This window comes from Hyphomicrobiales bacterium, from assembly GCA_039989895.1.
Classification (GTDB): Bacteria; Pseudomonadota; Alphaproteobacteria; order Rhizobiales; family JACESI01; genus JACESI01.
This window is the reverse complement of the sequence record JBDXGY010000001.1, coordinates 31,346-48,206: the sequence shown is the minus strand read 5'-3', so window position 1 is coordinate 48,206 and position 16,861 is coordinate 31,346. Positions and strand designations below refer to the sequence as shown.

At 47.5% G+C, this 16,861-nt stretch carries 16 protein-coding genes; 4 read left to right on the top strand and 12 right to left on the bottom strand.

Translation table 11 applies throughout. The features are described 5' to 3' along the window. Positions 1 to 24 precede the first annotated feature (24 nt). Together ABJ081_00205 and ispG are read right to left on the bottom strand one after the other, a co-directional pair. Positions 25 to 825 carry a hypothetical protein gene (locus tag ABJ081_00205; GenBank protein MEP6355089.1) on the bottom strand — a complete coding sequence of 267 codons (801 nt, stop codon included), beginning with the start codon at positions 823 to 825 and terminating at the stop codon, positions 25 to 27. A gap of 120 nt (positions 826 to 945) precedes the next feature. Beyond that, positions 946 to 2,178 carry a flavodoxin-dependent (E)-4-hydroxy-3-methylbut-2-enyl-diphosphate synthase gene (gene ispG / locus ABJ081_00200; GenBank protein ID MEP6355088.1) on the bottom strand — a complete coding sequence of 411 codons (1,233 nt, stop codon included), beginning with the start codon at positions 2,176 to 2,178 and terminating at the stop codon, positions 946 to 948. A gap of 192 nt (positions 2,179 to 2,370) precedes the next feature. Here ispG and ABJ081_00195 point away from each other — a divergent pair, with 192 nt between their 5' ends. Then, positions 2,371 to 3,153, top strand: coding sequence for a 3-hydroxybutyrate dehydrogenase (locus ABJ081_00195; GenBank protein ID MEP6355087.1), 783 nt, complete (start codon positions 2,371 to 2,373; stop codon positions 3,151 to 3,153). Positions 3,154 to 3,260: 107 nt separating this feature from the next. On the opposite strand, the gene ABJ081_00190 is transcribed toward ABJ081_00195, so the two are convergent. The 3 genes from ABJ081_00190 to ABJ081_00180 form a co-directional block, all read right to left on the bottom strand. Next, a complete protein-coding gene (locus ABJ081_00190) occupies positions 3,261 to 4,436 on the bottom strand; it encodes an alpha/beta hydrolase (GenBank protein ID MEP6355086.1) in 1,176 nt (391 codons plus the stop codon). A 230-nt stretch (positions 4,437 to 4,666) separates the two neighbouring features. Continuing rightward, on the bottom strand, positions 4,667 to 5,122 hold the full coding sequence (locus ABJ081_00185) for a YaiI/YqxD family protein (GenBank protein ID MEP6355085.1): 456 nt from the start codon (positions 5,120 to 5,122) through the stop codon (positions 4,667 to 4,669). Between the two features lie 127 nt (positions 5,123 to 5,249). Continuing rightward, positions 5,250 to 5,612 (bottom strand): VOC family protein, encoded by a 363-nt coding sequence (locus ABJ081_00180; GenBank protein MEP6355084.1) that lies wholly within the window; start codon positions 5,610 to 5,612, stop codon positions 5,250 to 5,252. A gap of 181 nt (positions 5,613 to 5,793) precedes the next feature. Between ABJ081_00180 and ABJ081_00175 the strand changes: the two genes are divergently transcribed. Further along, the gene (locus ABJ081_00175) at positions 5,794 to 6,204 is read left to right on the top strand and encodes an MAPEG family protein (protein MEP6355083.1); all 411 of its coding nucleotides are present in this window, start codon (positions 5,794 to 5,796) and stop codon (positions 6,202 to 6,204) included. A gap of 43 nt (positions 6,205 to 6,247) precedes the next feature. On the opposite strand, the gene pyc is transcribed toward ABJ081_00175, so the two are convergent. The 7 genes from pyc to ABJ081_00140 form a co-directional block, all read right to left on the bottom strand. Next, positions 6,248 to 9,694 carry a pyruvate carboxylase gene (pyc, locus tag ABJ081_00170; GenBank protein MEP6355082.1) on the bottom strand — a complete coding sequence of 1,149 codons (3,447 nt, stop codon included), beginning with the start codon at positions 9,692 to 9,694 and terminating at the stop codon, positions 6,248 to 6,250. A gap of 202 nt (positions 9,695 to 9,896) precedes the next feature. Continuing rightward, complete coding sequence (gene folK / locus ABJ081_00165; GenBank protein MEP6355081.1) at positions 9,897 to 10,403, bottom strand: 2-amino-4-hydroxy-6-hydroxymethyldihydropteridine diphosphokinase; 507 nt, start codon at positions 10,401 to 10,403, stop codon at positions 9,897 to 9,899. Continuing rightward, positions 10,403 to 10,777, bottom strand: coding sequence for a dihydroneopterin aldolase (gene folB / locus ABJ081_00160; GenBank protein MEP6355080.1), 375 nt, complete (start codon positions 10,775 to 10,777; stop codon positions 10,403 to 10,405). Before folB ends, folK begins: the two co-directional genes overlap by 1 nt. Before the next feature lie 61 nt (positions 10,778 to 10,838). Continuing rightward, a complete protein-coding gene (folP, locus tag ABJ081_00155; protein MEP6355079.1) occupies positions 10,839 to 11,645 on the bottom strand; it encodes a dihydropteroate synthase in 807 nt (268 codons plus the stop codon). A gap of 2 nt (positions 11,646 to 11,647) precedes the next feature. Continuing rightward, complete coding sequence (gene lepA / locus ABJ081_00150; GenBank protein ID MEP6355078.1) at positions 11,648 to 13,447, bottom strand: translation elongation factor 4; 1,800 nt, start codon at positions 13,445 to 13,447, stop codon at positions 11,648 to 11,650. 100 nt (positions 13,448 to 13,547) lie between these two features. Beyond that, a complete protein-coding gene (locus tag ABJ081_00145; protein MEP6355077.1) occupies positions 13,548 to 14,567 on the bottom strand; it encodes an alpha/beta hydrolase-fold protein in 1,020 nt (339 codons plus the stop codon). A gap of 1 nt (position 14,568) precedes the next feature. Next, positions 14,569 to 15,450 carry a YiiX/YebB-like N1pC/P60 family cysteine hydrolase gene (locus ABJ081_00140; GenBank protein MEP6355076.1) on the bottom strand — a complete coding sequence of 294 codons (882 nt, stop codon included), beginning with the start codon at positions 15,448 to 15,450 and terminating at the stop codon, positions 14,569 to 14,571. Between the two features lie 385 nt (positions 15,451 to 15,835). Between ABJ081_00140 and ABJ081_00135 the strand changes: the two genes are divergently transcribed. Next, positions 15,836 to 16,492 (top strand): 50S ribosomal protein L21, encoded by a 657-nt coding sequence (locus ABJ081_00135; protein MEP6355075.1) that lies wholly within the window; start codon positions 15,836 to 15,838, stop codon positions 16,490 to 16,492. Positions 16,493 to 16,520: 28 nt separating this feature from the next. Continuing rightward, positions 16,521 to 16,790, top strand: a complete 270-nt coding sequence (rpmA, locus tag ABJ081_00130; protein ID MEP6355074.1) for a 50S ribosomal protein L27 — start codon at positions 16,521 to 16,523, stop codon at positions 16,788 to 16,790. Positions 16,791 to 16,861 lie beyond the last annotated feature (71 nt).

Here is a 16,861-nt window from a genome sequence, read left to right as displayed (position 1 = left end):
TGCTGCTAGGGGCATTCAGTAAGACTATTTGGCTACGATAGGCTTTGCCTTGGGAACACCGAGGAATGCGCGCAACTCTAACAGACCAATTCCAGCCTGGTTGGCGATTCTCTTATGAAGTTGGGGATTACATCTATCTTCATGATAGCTCTTGCCGTTATCAGCTTTAACTTTATCAAGAAGGCCATGCCATTCGTTATTAGTTTCGTATCCCAAAACCTGCAGCATTTCGTCCATGGTGCTGTAACGCTCGATCTGTGCCTTTACACGGGGAAGGTCATTCTTCCAACGATTAATACTGTCAGTAGAAATCGCTCTTAACCCATTCATCGCGCGTAGGCTTTTTTGTGCCGGGCGGGCGACTTGTTCGAAGGATGAAAAAGCATGCTTCCTCTGCAGAAACGGGATTGTTGCTTCAAGTTCGGCCTGTATCTTGTCCGGATCTGTGACGAGATCTTCATAGTGAACCGTAATGAAACGAGGGTGGTTTGACATTCGATTTAATGCTTTGAAACGGGGCTCAATGATTCCCAAATTTGACCAGAAAGTATCTGGAGCGAGACGGTGGCGACTCACAATAATGTCTCTTGGATCCCGCACCATACATAAGACCCAAAGCTTCGAGAATCTTTTAAGATAGCGTGACACTCGCAACAAATCTCTGGGATTCTTTGAACAGTAACGGGCAACTTTTGGCTTTGGAGAATAGTAAATGTTCAACTCATGTGCAGCCCAACCGTCAAACTCAAAGCAGCACGTCATCAATTCGGCGAGAAGAGTGGTGCCTGTTCGCGGAGAGATACCAACAATATGAACATGCTCCATGGAGTTTCCTTTTTTGATTTACGCTAGTCGGTCTACAATTCTTGTAGGGCAGTTATTATCTCATTCATGACTGTTTAAGTTCACATACGAGCCTGTCCTAATCCAATCATCACCTGCAATTCAAACGCCGTAGCGGGTTTCAATATAGTCGGCGACCATGACTTTGAAATCTTCGGCGATGTTTTCGCCGCGCAGTGTTTTCGCTTTTTCGCCGTCTATGAAAACGGGGGCGGCGGGGGTTTCGCCAGTGCCAGGGAGCGAGATACCGATGTCGGCGTGTTTGCTTTCGCCTGGACCGTTCACGATGCAGCCCATTACGGCGACGTTCAAAGCCTCAACGCCGGGATATTTTTCACGCCATTCTGGCATACTGTCGCGGATGTCGGCTTGGATTTGCTGTGCCAATTCCTGAAAGGTGGTTGATGTTGTGCGACCACAGCCGGGGCAGGCGGCGACGATTGGCACAAATTGACGAAAGCCCATGGTTTGTAAAAGTTCTTGTGATACTTGAACTTCGCGGGTGCGATCGCCGCCTGGTTCAGGGGTGAGCGAGATGCGAATGGTGTCGCCGATGCCTTGTTGCAGCAAAACACCCATAGCGGCAGAAGAGGCGACGATGCCTTTGCTGCCCATGCCAGCTTCAGTGAGACCCAGATGTAGGCAATGGTCTGAGCGTCCGGCAAGGTCGGTGTAGACCGCAATCAAATCTTGTACTTGGCTGACCTTGGCCGACAAGATCATTTTATTGCGCGGCATGCCAAGCTCTTCTGCGCGATCAGCAGACAAGAGAGCGGATTGGATGATGGTTTCATACATCACTTGTGTGGCCGTCATTGGGCTTCCGTTCGCAGCATTGTCATCCATCAGTTTGGTGAGCAATTCTTGATCGAGAGACCCCCAGTTGACTCCGATACGAACCACTTTGTCGTATTTGTTGGCGATTTCAATCATCTCGGCAAATTGTGTGTCGCGTTTGGCTTTAAAGCCAACATTGCCGGGATTGATGCGATATTTGGCGAGTGCCTCGGCGCAGGCAGGAAATTCTTTTAACAGCTTGTGGCCGATATAATGGAAGTCACCGACAAGCGGCACATCGACACCGGCTTCATCAAGTTCTGCCTTGATATAAGGTACAGCGGCCGCGCTCTCATCGCGATCAACAGTAATGCGCACAAGCTCTGATCCGGCAAGGGCTAGGGCCTTAACCTGTTCGACAGTGCTTTTAATATCTGCCGTGTCTGTGTTGGTCATGCTTTGCACAACCACGGGCGCATTGCCGCCAACTTGCACGGAGCCAACTTGGACAGCAACGGATTGGCGACGGGTAAGGGGCTTTGTCAAATAGTCAGTCATTAAATTTGCCTGTTTTAAACCTGCTCGATTTCTGTCCTTTGATTACAGCGTCTTTGCCGTTCATGCAATCAGCTAAATTGGAGGAGATGGAGTGTATGAGCGAATTGATTATTTGTGAATGAATGTGACCTTGCACCTTGTCAGTATGCGTTTATATTGCGGCGCAATATTTTATAACCAAAAGGAAAAGCTATGTCTGCAGGAAAAAATGCGGTTGTTACGGGTTCTAATTCAGGCATTGGTCTTGGAATTGCTGAAGAATTTGCAAAAGCTGGTATCAATGTTGTGTTGAATTCTTTCACCGACAGGGAAGAAGATCATGCGTTGGCCGCTAAAATTGCGAAAGAAACCGGCTCAAAAGTCGTTTATATTAAAGCAGATATGTCGAAGGGCGATGAATGCGCGTCGCTGATTGAAAAAGCTAATGAAGCTTTGGGATCGGTTGATATTCTGGTGAATAATGCTGGCATCCAATATGTGGCACCGATCGATGAATTCCCACCTGAAAAATGGGATGCGATTATTGCGATCAATTTATCTTCCGCGTTTCATACAACCCGCGCAGCATTACCACTCATGAAGACGCAAGGATGGGGGCGTATCATTAATATTGCTTCTGCTCATGGTTTGTCGGCCTCACCTTATAAGTCAGCCTATATTGCTGCAAAGCATGGCATTATCGGCCTTACAAAAACAGTTGGTTTGGAAACAGCAGAAATTGATATTACCTGCAATGCGATTTGTCCTGGCTATGTGATGACGCCACTCATTGAATCTCAAATTCCAGAGCAGATGGAAGCGCATAATATGGGTCGTGAAGAGGTGATTAGAAATGTCATGTTGACCCGTACACCTTCAAAAGCTTTTGCAACAGTTGAGCAAATGGGTGGAACGGCCCTGTTTTTGGCTTCAGATCATGCTGCTCAAATTACCGGAACATCCATTTCCGTTGATGGCGGTTGGACTGCTATGTAAATTTGAGAAATTTCTAATTTATAACCTCATCTACGACAAAACCCCGGATTTTCATCTGGGGTTTTTGTTTGATTGGTGTGTTTATTGGCCAGACTTATTGGCCAGACTTATTGGAATGGATAGCCTTTTGGTAATTCCCAAAAGTTGATCTCAGTATTTTCCAAGGGCCGTTTTGGGTGGCCGGGGGGAGCATTGTATCTAATGGCGATAGCAATATCTGACAAGACGCCTGGATTTTCGCGGAAATAAGCGTGTTTAACCAGACCTTGGACATCTTGAATGTTAACGAAGTGAACATTTTTAACGCGGGAAAAAATCTGTTTGTCGCCCTCGTCCAAGTCGTCAAATGTTAGCCGACCAAAGCGTTGTCCAGATGCGATGCGTTGCGACAGGCCAAGAGCGCCATCGTTTTGATTGAGATATACGGTGATTTGGCCAATTGCCGGACCAAAACGCTCCGCAATCAGTCTTTGTTGAACAACCCCGAAATCGAGGTCGGGTGCTGCTAAAATCAAATTTTGAATTTTTAGGCTTTGTTTTGGGTTCAACCCGCGCGCTCTGTCCTCAATGACGAGTTCTCGCAGCCCTGTGGTGACAACTTCTGTGCCTCGGCTATGGGCGACAATATGGATGCGTTCCAGACCAGGCGTGCTGGAAAGTACTCTGATTGCTTCTTTAAAATGAAAAATTGAAAATTTTACAGCTTCGGTATCTTTGAAATAGCCGGTCAATCCGCGATTTCCTGCCGGCCAGCTATAGAAAACGGGCACGCCCACACGTCCAGTATAGTGCCATACATCGGCAAGCGAAAAAGCGGCGTGTTCGAAGCTATTGTTAAAACCATGAATGAAAAGAACGATATCTTTTCGATTGGTCTTTTGTAGTTCTGTTGAGAGGGTTCCATGGACCTCAGCGGTTTTAGCGTCATATATATTTTGTGATTGGGGGAGTGTTTTTATCTGGCCGTTTTGAACCGAAAAAGGAAGCGGCGTTCTCGGGAACCTGGTCGTTTCAGTCGTTTTGGTGATTTGCAAAGGGATGGATTTTGCTTGTTTAGAAGAGTTGCTTATTTCTACGAGGTTATTCCATGAGAGGCCATTACCATAAGAGACATCAACATGGCCAAAAGCCATGGATGGAGAGCGTTTAGCGTCGTATGAGCCACTATTATTTGGTTGGCGGTCGGTTACATAGAATAATCTTGGTGTGGTTGTCTTTTGAGAAGGGAGAAGCTCGGCTGATGGGTAGCCCGTGCCTTTTGCGAAAAGATTAGGCGATCGCACCAACTCGCGACTACTGCTACAGCTGGCCAGCACTAAGAGCATTACGGCGAATAAACACTTCGCGCAAAGAAGACTGGGTCTAGTTAAATGCTGGTTGAAAACCATATTGATCTCTTACCGTAATTTTGCGCGATATTATAAGCTTTAAGTATTAAAACAAGTTCTTTTAATTTGTATAAATTGAATCCAAAAACACCATTTATTATGCATGCAGTATACTCAAAGCATGTTTATCCAAGCTTTGCTCTTCGGCAGGCGTTTTCCATGGTTTGTAGAAATTGAGAGCGATCATTTCGCGAAAAACTGCGCGGGCCACCGGTGATTTCGCCTATTTCACGAAGGTGCTGATTAAGGGCGCGTGAGGCGAGGGCTTGGCCGATGCCAGCTTCGGTGAATTCTTTGCCTGTGGAGCCAATGACAATTGCCTTGTTATCAAGGCAGCGGCCAGCCAGCGGGATGTCATTTGTCACCACCACATCGTTTTGACCTGCACGCTCGGCAATCCAGTCATCGGCCACATCTGGTCCATCTGGTACAACAACCCTGTTGACCAGCGTGTCTTCAGGCAGCCTCATATAAGCGTTGGCAACATAATAAATTGCCATGTTGTGGCGCTCGGCTACTTTCAAAACTTCATCTTTAACCGGGCAAGCGTCTGCGTCGACATAGATGATCGGGTCACTCATGGGCCTATCCCTTGGACAATAAGAATGCTGCTTTATCTATGAGTATGTGAATAAAACAGCAAGTATTATCAGAGGGCGGATGCTTGTTAAAGGACGCGGTTTGTTAAATCCGCGTCCTTTGAGTCAATTAGCTGAAATCAAAGAAACACAGCTTGTTACCATCGGGGTCTTTGACATAAGCGCCGTAAAAGACATCTGGAATGCGGGGGCCTGGTTCGCCCTCATCTGTTGCACCAAGGGCGATTGCTTTTTTATAAAGAGCGGCAGCGCCTTCTTTTGATCCGCCTGGGAATGCGATCATTGATCCATTGCCGCAGCTTGGGGCTTCTTCGTTATGGGGGGTGCAAACGGCGACCATTGGTTGGTCTGTTGATTTTCCAATCATAGCCAAACGGCCAACATCAACGAGAACTTCAGCATCGAAAAGATCGCAATAAAATTTCTTCGCAGCGTCTAAATCTTTGACACCAATCGTTGTGTATCCAATCATAGTGTTATCCTTTTAAGTCGGTGAGTGAAACTACTTATCAGTAGATAGATATACTTATCAGTAGATAGATAAAAATGATAGGTCTGTCTATGGAATTTTATCAAAAACTTATTTAGCAAGGTAAGATTGCTAAGAGCGGGAAACTGGTTCTAGAATAGATAAAACAGGTGAGGATTAGGTTATGGCAGAATTTGCAATCGTTGGCTTTTATCTTGGCATCAACGCGCTGCTGGTATTGTGGTTAAGTGCGAAGGTGATTGGCGTCAGGCGAGCAGAACAGATTTCAATCGGTGATGGTGGCAATAAAATGTTATCCTATTTTCAGCGTGGGCACGGTAATGCCGTTGAAAATATACCGATATTCTTCCTCATGCTGGGCGTTGCAGCACTGCTCAATACACCACCGATTGCACTGCATGTTTTGGGTGTCTTGTTCACCTTGGGGCGCATTTTGCATGGCTATTGGTTCACGCACCCATCAGACGATATTAAGACGCGCTTTGTGGGTATGCTTCTTACTTTGATTTCTATGGCGGTTCTCGCGCTGGGGCTGATTGCTCATTCAGCGGTGATTATGGCTGGTGGGTATTAAGTGTTGAATTTCCCCGCATGATTGCGGGGAAATTTCGTTTTCATTATTCGCCTTCATAGATGACCAGCAAATCCTTAGCATCGATTTGGTCTCCTGCTTTTACCAGCACTTCCGCTAAGACACCGTCTCGCTCTGCGTGGATGGCGGTTTCCATTTTCATGGCCTCAATAGATAAGAGCACATCGCCAGAGCTGACTTTTTGACCTTCTTTAACAGCAAGCGTGGAGATAACGCCTGGCATTGGGGCGCCGACGTGTAAGGAATTGCCAAGCTCGGATTTTGCCCGTGTTTTGCTGCCGGCGGCACCGTGAGCGCGATCTGGCACTTTGGAATTTCGTGGTTGACCGTTGAGGTCGAAGAAAACTTTTTTATCTCCGTTTTCATCGGTTTCACCAAAAGCTCGGCATGACAGGACCAGTGTCTTGCCTTTTTCAAGATCAAACGTGATGTCTTCTTGTGTTTCCATCCCATAGAAATAAGTGGGCGTTGGGAGCACGGAGGTTGGACCATATGTCTCTTGGGTGCGGGCATATTCCACAAAGACTTTCGGATACATTAAATAGGATGCGAGTTCCTGATCTGATATTTTTCGGCCAATTTCTTCTTCCGCAGTTGCGCGCTCGGCATCAAGGTCAGCGGGTGGCAGAAGCGACCCCGGTACGTCGGTGATTGGCGCTGCTCCTTTGAGAGCTTTTTTCTGAATCGCTTCAGGCCATCCGCCTGGAGGCTGGCCGAGATTGCCGGCTAACATATCGATCACTGATTCAGGGAAGGCAACATCTTTATCGGGGTCCATCACGTCTGCAACGGTGAGTTCTGAAGCAACCATCATCAGCGCCATATCGCCGACAACTTTTGACGATGGTGTCACCTTGACGATATCACCGAACATCTGGTTCACATCCGAATAGGTTTGAGCCACTTCATGCCAGCGGGTTTCAAGACCCAATGAGCGCGCTTGTTCTTTGAGGTTAGTAAACTGACCGCCCGGCATTTCATGCAGATATACCTCGGAGGCTGGGCCTTTTAAGTCGCTTTCAAAAGCAGCATATTGATTGCGAACAGCTTCCCAATAAAATGAAATTTCGCGGATCGCTTTTTCATTTAGTTGTGTAGCGCGTTCATTGCTGTCGAGGGCTGATGCAATGGATCCAAGGCAGGGTTGCGAGGTAAGGCCAGATAATGAATCCATGGCCGTATCCACGGCGTCGACACCAGCATCAATGGCTGCAAGAACGGTGGCCGCTGAAATGCCTGATGTGTCGTGTGTATGGAAGTGTATCGGTAGTTCAGAGACATCGCGAATCGACTTGATCAGCACCTCTACGGCCTTGGGTTTCATAAGACCAGCCATGTCTTTAAGACCGATAATATGGGCCCCCGCCGCATCTAGTTCTTTGGCGAGGTTTTGATAATATTGGATTGTGTATTTGTCGCTTTTACCTGACATCAAGTCGCCAGTATAACAAATTGCGCCTTCGCACAGCTTGCCGGATTCTAAAATCGCATCTATTGAGACGCGCATGTTATCGGCCCAGTTGAGGGAATCGAAAACACGGAACAAATCTACGCCTGCATCGGCAGCTTGTTTGATGAAATATTTCACCGAATTTTCTGGATAGCTTTTATAGCCAACACCGTTTGAACCGCGCACCAGTGCTTGCAGCAAAATATTTGGCACGCGTTCACGAATGAGCGCAAGCCGCTCCCATGGGTCTTCGGTCAAAAAACGCATGGAGACATCAAAAGTCGCTCCACCCCAGCATTCAAGCGAGAAGAGGTTAGGCAAGGCTTTAGCATAAGCATCAGCAATGTTGACAATGTCATGGGTGCGCATGCGGGTTGCCAGCAATGATTGGTGAGCATCGCGCATGGTGGTATCTGTAATCAAGGCGCGCTTTTCAGCACGCATCCATTTAGCAAACCCTTCTGCACCAAGTTCATCCAGCTTTTGTTTGGTGCCAGATTGAATGTCTATGTTGTAAAGGGGGGCGACAGGCTTTGCCATATCCATTTTCGGCTTTGCGCGACCTTTGGCGTCTGGATGGCCGTTTACTGAAACATCGGCAATGTAACGCAGCAGCTTTGTTGCGCGGTCGCGCGGGGTCACTTTATGGAAAAGTTCCGGCGTATTGTCGATGAATTTGGTTGTATAGGTGTCGTTCTTGAAAGCTTCATGGGTGATGATGTTTTCGAGAAAGCTCAAATTGGTTGAAACACCGCGAATACGGAACTCACGCAAGGCGCGATCCATCCGCTTGATTGCTTCATCCGCAGTTGGCGCCCATGCGGTTACTTTTTCTAAAAGTGGATCATAAAAACGGGTAATCACCGCGCCAGAATAAGCGGTGCCGCCATCAAGACGGATACCAAATCCGGTCGCGCCGCGATAAGCGGTGATGCGGCCATAATCAGGAATGAAGTTTTGGTCTGGGTCTTCAGTAGTGATACGACACTGAAGGGCGTGACCATTCATAGTGATGTTTTCTTGTGCCGGCACGCCACTTGCCGGATCGCCAATAGCGAAGCCGTCTAGAATGTGAATTTGCGCTTTGACAATATCAATGCCGGTGATTTCTTCTGTCACCGTATGTTCCACTTGAATGCGTGGGTTTACTTCAATGAAATAGAATTTGTCAGTGTCGGCATCCATCAAAAATTCGACGGTGCCAGCACCAATATAATTTGTATGTTTGCCAAGGGAGATGGCGGCATCCGTCAGCCCTTTGCGTATTTCTTCTGTGACATAGGGAGCAGGCGCGCGCTCGACCACTTTTTGGTTGCGGCGTTGCACCGAACAATCGCGCTCAAATAGATGCACAACATTGCCGTGGGTATCACCCAGCATTTGTACTTCAACGTGACGTGCGCGTTCGACGAGTTTTTCCAGATAGACTTCGTCCTTGCCGAAAGCGGCGCGTGCTTCGCGCTTGGCTTCGGTGACTTCGCGCTCGATCTCGTCTTCACCACGGATAACGCGCATCCCGCGACCACCGCCGCCCCAAGAGGCTTTGAGCATGAGGGGATAGCCGATCTCTTTGGCCATTTTTTTAATTTCGGCAAAGTCATCAGGCAGAGGCTTTGTAGCCGGTACAACTGGCACGCCAACTTTTTCTGCCAGATTGCGGGCTGATACTTTGTTGCCCAGCGAGCGCATAGTGGCGGCTTTTGGACCAATGAATGTTAGTCCAGCTTCTTCGCAGGCATCAACAAACTCAGGGCTTTCAGATAAAAGACCATAGCCCGGGTGGATTGCATCTGCGCCAGATAATTTGGCAACGCGGATGATCTCGTCAATGGACAGATAAGCCTCAATCGGCCCCATGCCTTTGCCAACTTGATAGGCTTCATCTGCTTTGAAGCGATGAAGAGCCAGTTTGTCTTCTTCAGCAAAAATAGCGACGGTCTTGAGGCCAAGTTCATTTGCCCCACGAAAGATACGAATTGCGATTTCTGACCGGTTGGCCACGAGAATTTTCTTAATTGCCATAAGTGCCCCCTTAGGATCTTTTCGGGCGCTCGCCATGTAAATTTGATAAGCGAGCAATTTTTAAATGTCGGTTTAAAGCAATTGTGCGCTTGCGAAAAGAGGGAATGAGGGGAATATATTTTTCTTATAAATTTAATAGGCCTTGTTTTTGCTATTTTTTGCAATATTGAACATTTTATCAGGGCTAAGTTATCTAGATTGCTTATACTATAGGTATCCAGCGCTTTTCCGTCATTTTTGTAATGCTCGCACCTTCATCGGGCAATTGTTCGATCAGTTCGCTCATGGTCTTGCCGTTTAGTGTCATAGTGCCCGCGATTTCTTGCAATGGAACAAGGACAAAAGCCCTCTCAGTGATGCTTTTGTGCGGGATTGTAAGGTCGGGAATATCGACTATTTTGTCGCCATAAAAAAGAATATCGATATCAATCAGCCGTGGCCCCCAGCGAATGGTTTTCTCGCGGCCAATGGCTTTTTCCACACTTTGAGTTGCGCCAAGCAATGGGTTTGGTTGCAGGGATGTATGGCCGCTTGCGCAAATATTGACGAACCAGTCTTGGTCTTCAACACCCCATGGCGGTGTTTTGTAAAACCAGGAAACGGTGTCGATGGTCAGGCCGTCTATCGCGCTCAATCCATCAAGGGCAGCTTTGATATTGGCAATCTTGTCGCCAATATTACTGCCGATTGAAAAGACAACCGGCTCCATCAGCCAAGGTCTTCGCGTGTGCGATTAATTTCTACGCCGAGATGGTCCACGATCTGCGGTACTGGGGCGGAGCGCTTGCGGATAATCACGCGGATTGAGATGATTTCCTGATAGCGGTTTAATATGGTGATTGCTATTTCATGCCCGAATTTTTCAATCAAAGCAAAGGGGCCAGAGTTTGAGACCTCTTCAGCAATTTGGCAAAGGGAGCCATAACAAACGGCGCTTTGATAATCGTCTTTTGCGGCAAAGGAGCGCGTATCCAGTACACATTCGATGTCGATATCGAACTTTTGGCCGAGCGTGTTTTCTTCCGCAAAAACACCGTGGTGAGCGTGGAGTCTGAGATTTGAAACTAGAATTTTATCAAACATCGCGGACATTCCTGAACGTGGAGTGTTACTCGATAACGCTCCTTATTCAATCCTATGGCATCTAAGTGCGCTCAGCGTCAATTGCCATCCATATGTCAATTGCTTCACGGTGGGGCTTGACATCGTGAACTCGGATTGCGTCTACGCCGTCCATGATGCTGCTTAAGTTGGCTGATAATGTTCCAAAGAGGCGTTGGTCTGTTTCAACATTCAATATAGCGCCGATAAATCGTTTTCGCGACAAACCCATCAAAACTGGATAGCCGTGATTTTTCAATCGTTTAAGGTGAGCCAACACAATCAGATTTTGTTTGAAGGTTTTGCCAAACCCAATACCAGGATCAAGGGTTATATTTTCATCACGAATGCCGCTCTTCTTTGCCAAGGCTAGCGATGTGTCAAACCAGCGATCCATATCATTGAGAATATCAATGTTTTCATTGGCTCCATCAAAGCGATTGTGCATAATTATTACTTGGGCATCGGTTTCTGCGGCAACATCGGCCATTTGCTTATCGCGCTGCAATCCCCACACGTCATTAATGATGGACGCACCATTTTCTATCGCAGCTTTGGCAACTTGAGCTTTATAGGTGTCGATGGAAATAGGCTTGGTTAGTTCATTTTGTAATGCGGACAAGACGGGAAGAACACGCGCAAGTTCTTCTTCTGCTGACACAGGCTTTGCGCCGGGGCGCGTGGATTCCGCGCCTATGTCAATAATATCTGCGCCTTCTTCAACACAACGTTTTGCTTGAGTGACGGCGGCATTCACTTCATTGAAAGCTCCGCCATCAGAAAAAGAATCCGGCGTCACATTTAAAATGGCCATGATCTGTGGACGATTTTTGTGACGGGGTCCGGACATGGTCAGTCGTCCATTTTTAGAGCGGCGATAAAGGCTTCTTGTGGAATTTCCACCTTGCCGAATTGGCGCATTTTCTTCTTACCGGCTTTTTGCTTTTCTAAGAGTTTGCGTTTGCGCGAGACATCGCCGCCATAACATTTTGCGGTCACGTCTTTACGAAGTGCGGCGATGGTTTCGCGCGCGATCACCTTGCCGCCGATGGCTGCTTGGATCGGGATTTTGAACATATGGCGCGGGATCAGATCTTTGAGTTTTTCACACATGACGCGACCACGGGGATCGGCCTGAGAACGGTGCACCAGCATAGAAAGCGCATCAACGGGTTCTGAATTGACAAGGATCGACATTTTAACGAGATCACCAGCGCGATAATCGGTGATGTTATAGTCAAAACTGGCATAGCCTTTGGAGATGGATTTTAGCCGGTCATAAAAATCAAACACAACTTCATTGAGCGGCAAATCATAAGTCAGCATCGCGCGGGTACCCACATAGGTCAGCTCAATTTGAATACCTCGCCTTTCCTGACAGATCTTCAAGATGGCACCAAGGTATTCATCTGGTGTCAGGATCGTGGCGCGGATCCATGGCTCGCGAATTTCTTCTATTTTCACCACGTCGGGCATGTCGGCTGGATTGTGCAACTCAATCTCTGTGCCGTCTGTCATGGTCATTTCATAGACCACGCTTGGCGCGGTTGCGATCAGGTCGAGGTTGAACTCGCGTTCGAGGCGTTCTTGAATGATTTCGAGGTGCAAGAGGCCGAGAAAACCACAGCGGTATCCAAAGCCGAGGGCTGCGGATGATTCCATGTCATAGGAAAAGCTTGCATCATTCAGACGCAATTTGCCGACTGCGCCGCGTAGTTCTTCAAAGTCATTGGCGTCAACGGGGAAAAGCCCGCAAAAGACAACTGGTTGGGCTTCGCGGAAGCCTTCGAGCGGGGTGATGTCGGTTTGTTTCGCATCACAAATGGTGTCGCCGACGCGGGTATCTGCCACCTCTTTGATCGACGCTGTAATATAGCCGATTTCGCCCGGATAGAGCATCTCAGTGGTTTCCATTTTAGGCCGGAAGACGCCGATGCGCTCAATGCTATAGGTTGCATCGGTGCCGATCATTTTGATCGCCTGACCCTTTTTTACGGTGCCATCGATGACGCGAATAATCACGACGACGCCCAGATAGATGTCATAATAACTATCAACCAACATCGCTTTAAGCGGTGCATCAAGGTTGCCCTCAGGTGCCGGCAAACGCTCGACGATGGCTTTAAGAACATCTTCAATGCCAATGCCTGTTTTGGCGGAAATCATGACTGCATCTGATGCATCAAGACCAATCACGTCTTCAATCTGGGTTTTGATGCGGTCTGGCTCTGCTGCTGGCAGATCAATTTTATTGAGGACCGAGACAATTTCATGGTCGACATCGATGGCCTGATAAACATTGGCTAGCGTCTGCGCTTCCACACCTTGCGAGGCATCAACTACCAGAAGGGATCCTTCACACGCCGCGAGGGAGCGATTGACCTCATAGGCGAAATCGACGTGGCCCGGCGTGTCGATCAGGTTTAATATATAGGTGCTGCCATCTGAATGGGGATATTCCAACCGCACGGTCTGGGCTTTAATAGTGATGCCGCGCTCGCGCTCGATATCCATATTGTCGAGAACTTGATTGGTCATCTCGCGCTGGGTGAGGGCGCCTGTGACTTGAATAAGCCGGTCGGCGAGCGTGGATTTGCCATGGTCAATATGGGCGACAATGGAGAAATTGCGGATTTTAGAAATATCAGTCATGGCGCTCAGATATCACTGCTTACCAAAAGCGCAAAGAAATATTCCTGTCTGCTGGGAAAAAACATACATTTTTTAGAGCCAAGCCCTGTTGAAAGACCATTTATTGCTTAGACATTGCTTTGATAAGTATAGGAAGGCTTGTTTCATAGCGTGGGCCGATGGTGCCATGGCGGCCTTCAAATTCTTCGTAAGTATGGGCAACTCCCGCCTTGGTTAGACTTTTGCTGACGCGCCGACTGCCATAAAGCATGTTGTATTCATCTTGTCGTCCACAGTCGATATAAACCGCGTGTGCTGATTTAAATGTGTCGGCTTTTTCTTCCATAAATTGGATTGGATCAAAGCTAAGCCATTTCTCCCAGCGTTCCGGTATGAATTCGCAGGTATCCCATGTGACAGGTAGGCGAATGCCATAGGGTTCATTTTCATCATTAGAGGGATCATAGCTTGCGGCCATAGCCAGCATCATAAGCGCTGATATCTGTTCGCCCTTTGGCTTTTCTTGCTGCCAGAACGCCTCTAGAAACTTTGCTATATCATTGTCGTAACCGCTTAAAACGCGCAAGGTTTTGGGTAGATCATTGCGGTAGACAAAATCAAAGCCAACATCGCCAGCGTGACTCGCGGCAGCTGACCATATGTCGGGACGCTTAGCCAGATTATATAGGGCGCCGAAACCGCCTGATGAATGACCGAAAAGCCCACGATTGCCTTTGCCGCCGCAGTCATATTTTTTTTCAATTGCTGGTAATAATTCATCAGCTAAAGCCTCAACCCAATTGCCCATGACAGGTGAATTGACAAATTGTGTGCCGCCGAGGCGATTGAAGCTGTCAACGAAAACCACTACGCAGGGTGGTAAGATGCCTTCATTATATATCCTATCAAGCCGTTCAGGGATGGTCTCGCCGAAAAGGCGCCATGCCGTGAGCGAAGGACCGCTGTTTAAATAAGAGGCAAGGCATATGAGGAGCGGTAAGCCTTTTGTTGCTACACCTTCTGGCTTCCAGACTTCGACAAGCCGTTTAGATGGATCGCCGAGCCAATTTCCCTCGAGGCTTTCAAAATTTAATTCAAATCGATCAAGCGGCGTGGCACTGGTGGCCGTTGGTCTTTGCATATTATGCTTTGGCCTTTACAGGGGTATTTTCTGGAGTTGCGTTGGATTGTGCTGTCATTTTCGGCGGTGATTTCTTTAAAACATCATAGTCCGCTACTTCGCCACTCCATTTCATAGCCTGATAGTTGAAGCCTTTTTCCACTGTTGGTTTGACGACCATAAAGTGTGGAGAAAGATCAAAGTCGCGCGGAGCAAATAGTGAATGGTGTCTGATGTGCAACACCTCTTTATAGCAATAATCATGGCGGCACTCACCTTCATCGGAATTGTAAGCGAAAACCGGTAGAATGGGATAACCAACTGATTGAAAAGCTTGCGCAATTAAGGATGAACAGATGGCGCGGCTGGGATCACCCGATCCTAGCGCAATCATCCGGCGGCGAAACCGGTGTGGTATGGGTATGGGAAAAAAATACCGCAGCATGTCAAAGATATTCGTGTGGTCATATTGCAGACCAAGCTTTGACACCATGAATTGAGTGACAGTATTCCGGTCTTCTTCGGTGAGCCCCACAGGCCGACAAATGCGGGTGTTATAGGTTTCATATTTCGAAAGCGGTGCCGCGATGCAGCCTTGACCCAGATTCACTTCAATCAAACAGGGGCGATCAGCGGGGTCATTAGTTTCGTCGACTGGCACACTGACAGCATCACCCACATACATGGCAGCATGGGACCAAGTTGATTGAGTGAGGTATTTGATGGCCAGCGATACTTTTTGATTGCCTTCAACCAATATGATGTCGCCTGGCTCGAGCACTTGGCGCATGGTTGTCAAATCAGACGGAGTATAAGGCACATAGCCGCTCGCCTTCGCAGCTAGCCTGCCGGCGAGAAGCTTACCAATTCGGTCTAGAATAGTAAGTCTATGTGACTCTGACATGATTGTTTGTTTGTTCTTTCTTGTAAGTATTGGTTTGAGCCTACTTCATATAATGAATAATTCAACTGATTGCACATCACTTCTGTTGATTTTTGGGTGTTCGTGCAACCAAATTTTGTGTAGATATGTAAATAAATGCTCTAAAGTTAGTGCCATATTTTGTGAGTATAAATTTATGTTTTAAACGCTGCTTGCTCTTGTCTTTTTGGTATCTGGAGAGTATGAAGGCGACAGCGTGGGTTTTTCCCGCGTTTTTTCGTGTTGGATTTTGCTCGACGAAAACGAAAGCAAGAAACAATAAAATCTTAGTCGACTGAACAAAAAGCCATACCGCAGCGCTTTCACGCTGATGAGATTATGGGATCAGAACATAAAGGAAAAAATCATGTTCGCAGTCATTAAAACCGGCGGAAAGCAATACAAAGTTGTTGCTGACGATGTGGTTAAAATTGAAAAACTCGAAGGCGATGCGGGCGACTCCGTAACCTTCGGTGACGTCCTTATGGTGGGCGAAGACGGTAATGTTAAAGTGGGCGCGCCCTTTGTTGATGGTGCTACCGTGGTTGGCGAAGTTGTCGATCAGGCACGTGACCGCAAAATTATCATCTTTAAAAAGCGCCGCCGTCAAAATTCACGCCGCAAAAATGGCCACCGTCAATATTTCACAACTGTGAAAATTACGGACATCCTAACGGGTGGTGCCAAACCTGCCGCGAAGAAAAAAGCAGCACCTAAAAAAGAGGCAGCCCCGAAAGCTGCGCCTAAGAAAAAAGCAGCTCCGAAAGCCTCGGCTAAGACTGATGGCGCTGCATTGTTTGCAGCCCCTAAAGGTGCTGCCGATGACTTGAAAGTAATTTCAGGTGTTGGGCCAGTGCTAGAGAAAAAACTCAATGCTCTCGGCATTACGAAGTATGCACAAGTTGCAGCCTTCACAGCTGAAGACATTGCTAAGGTTGATGATGCGCTTTCTTTCAAAGGACGCATTGAACGTGATAACTGGCTTGAGCAAGCAGCAGAGCTTGCAAAAGGCTCCGACGCTTAAGCGTTGCGATTAAGACAGGAGAACTCTAATGGCTCATAAAAAAGCAGGCGGCTCATCCCGTAACGGTCGCGATTCAGCTGGTCGTCGATTAGGAATTAAAAAATTTGGTGGCGAGCTCGTCATCCCAGGCAATATCATTGCCCGTCAACGTGGCACTAAGTGGCACCCAGGCGATAATGTTGGCATGGGTAAAGACCATACAATTTTTGCCAAAGAAACTGGCAATGTTGTTTTCCAGAACAGAGCAAATGGCCGCACATATATTTCTGTAGCTCCATTGATGGAAGCTGCAGAGTAAAGAGCGGTTCTTAAAAATTGCCAAGATATTTAAAGGGGAAAAGACCTTAGTCTTTTCTCCTTTTTCTTTAC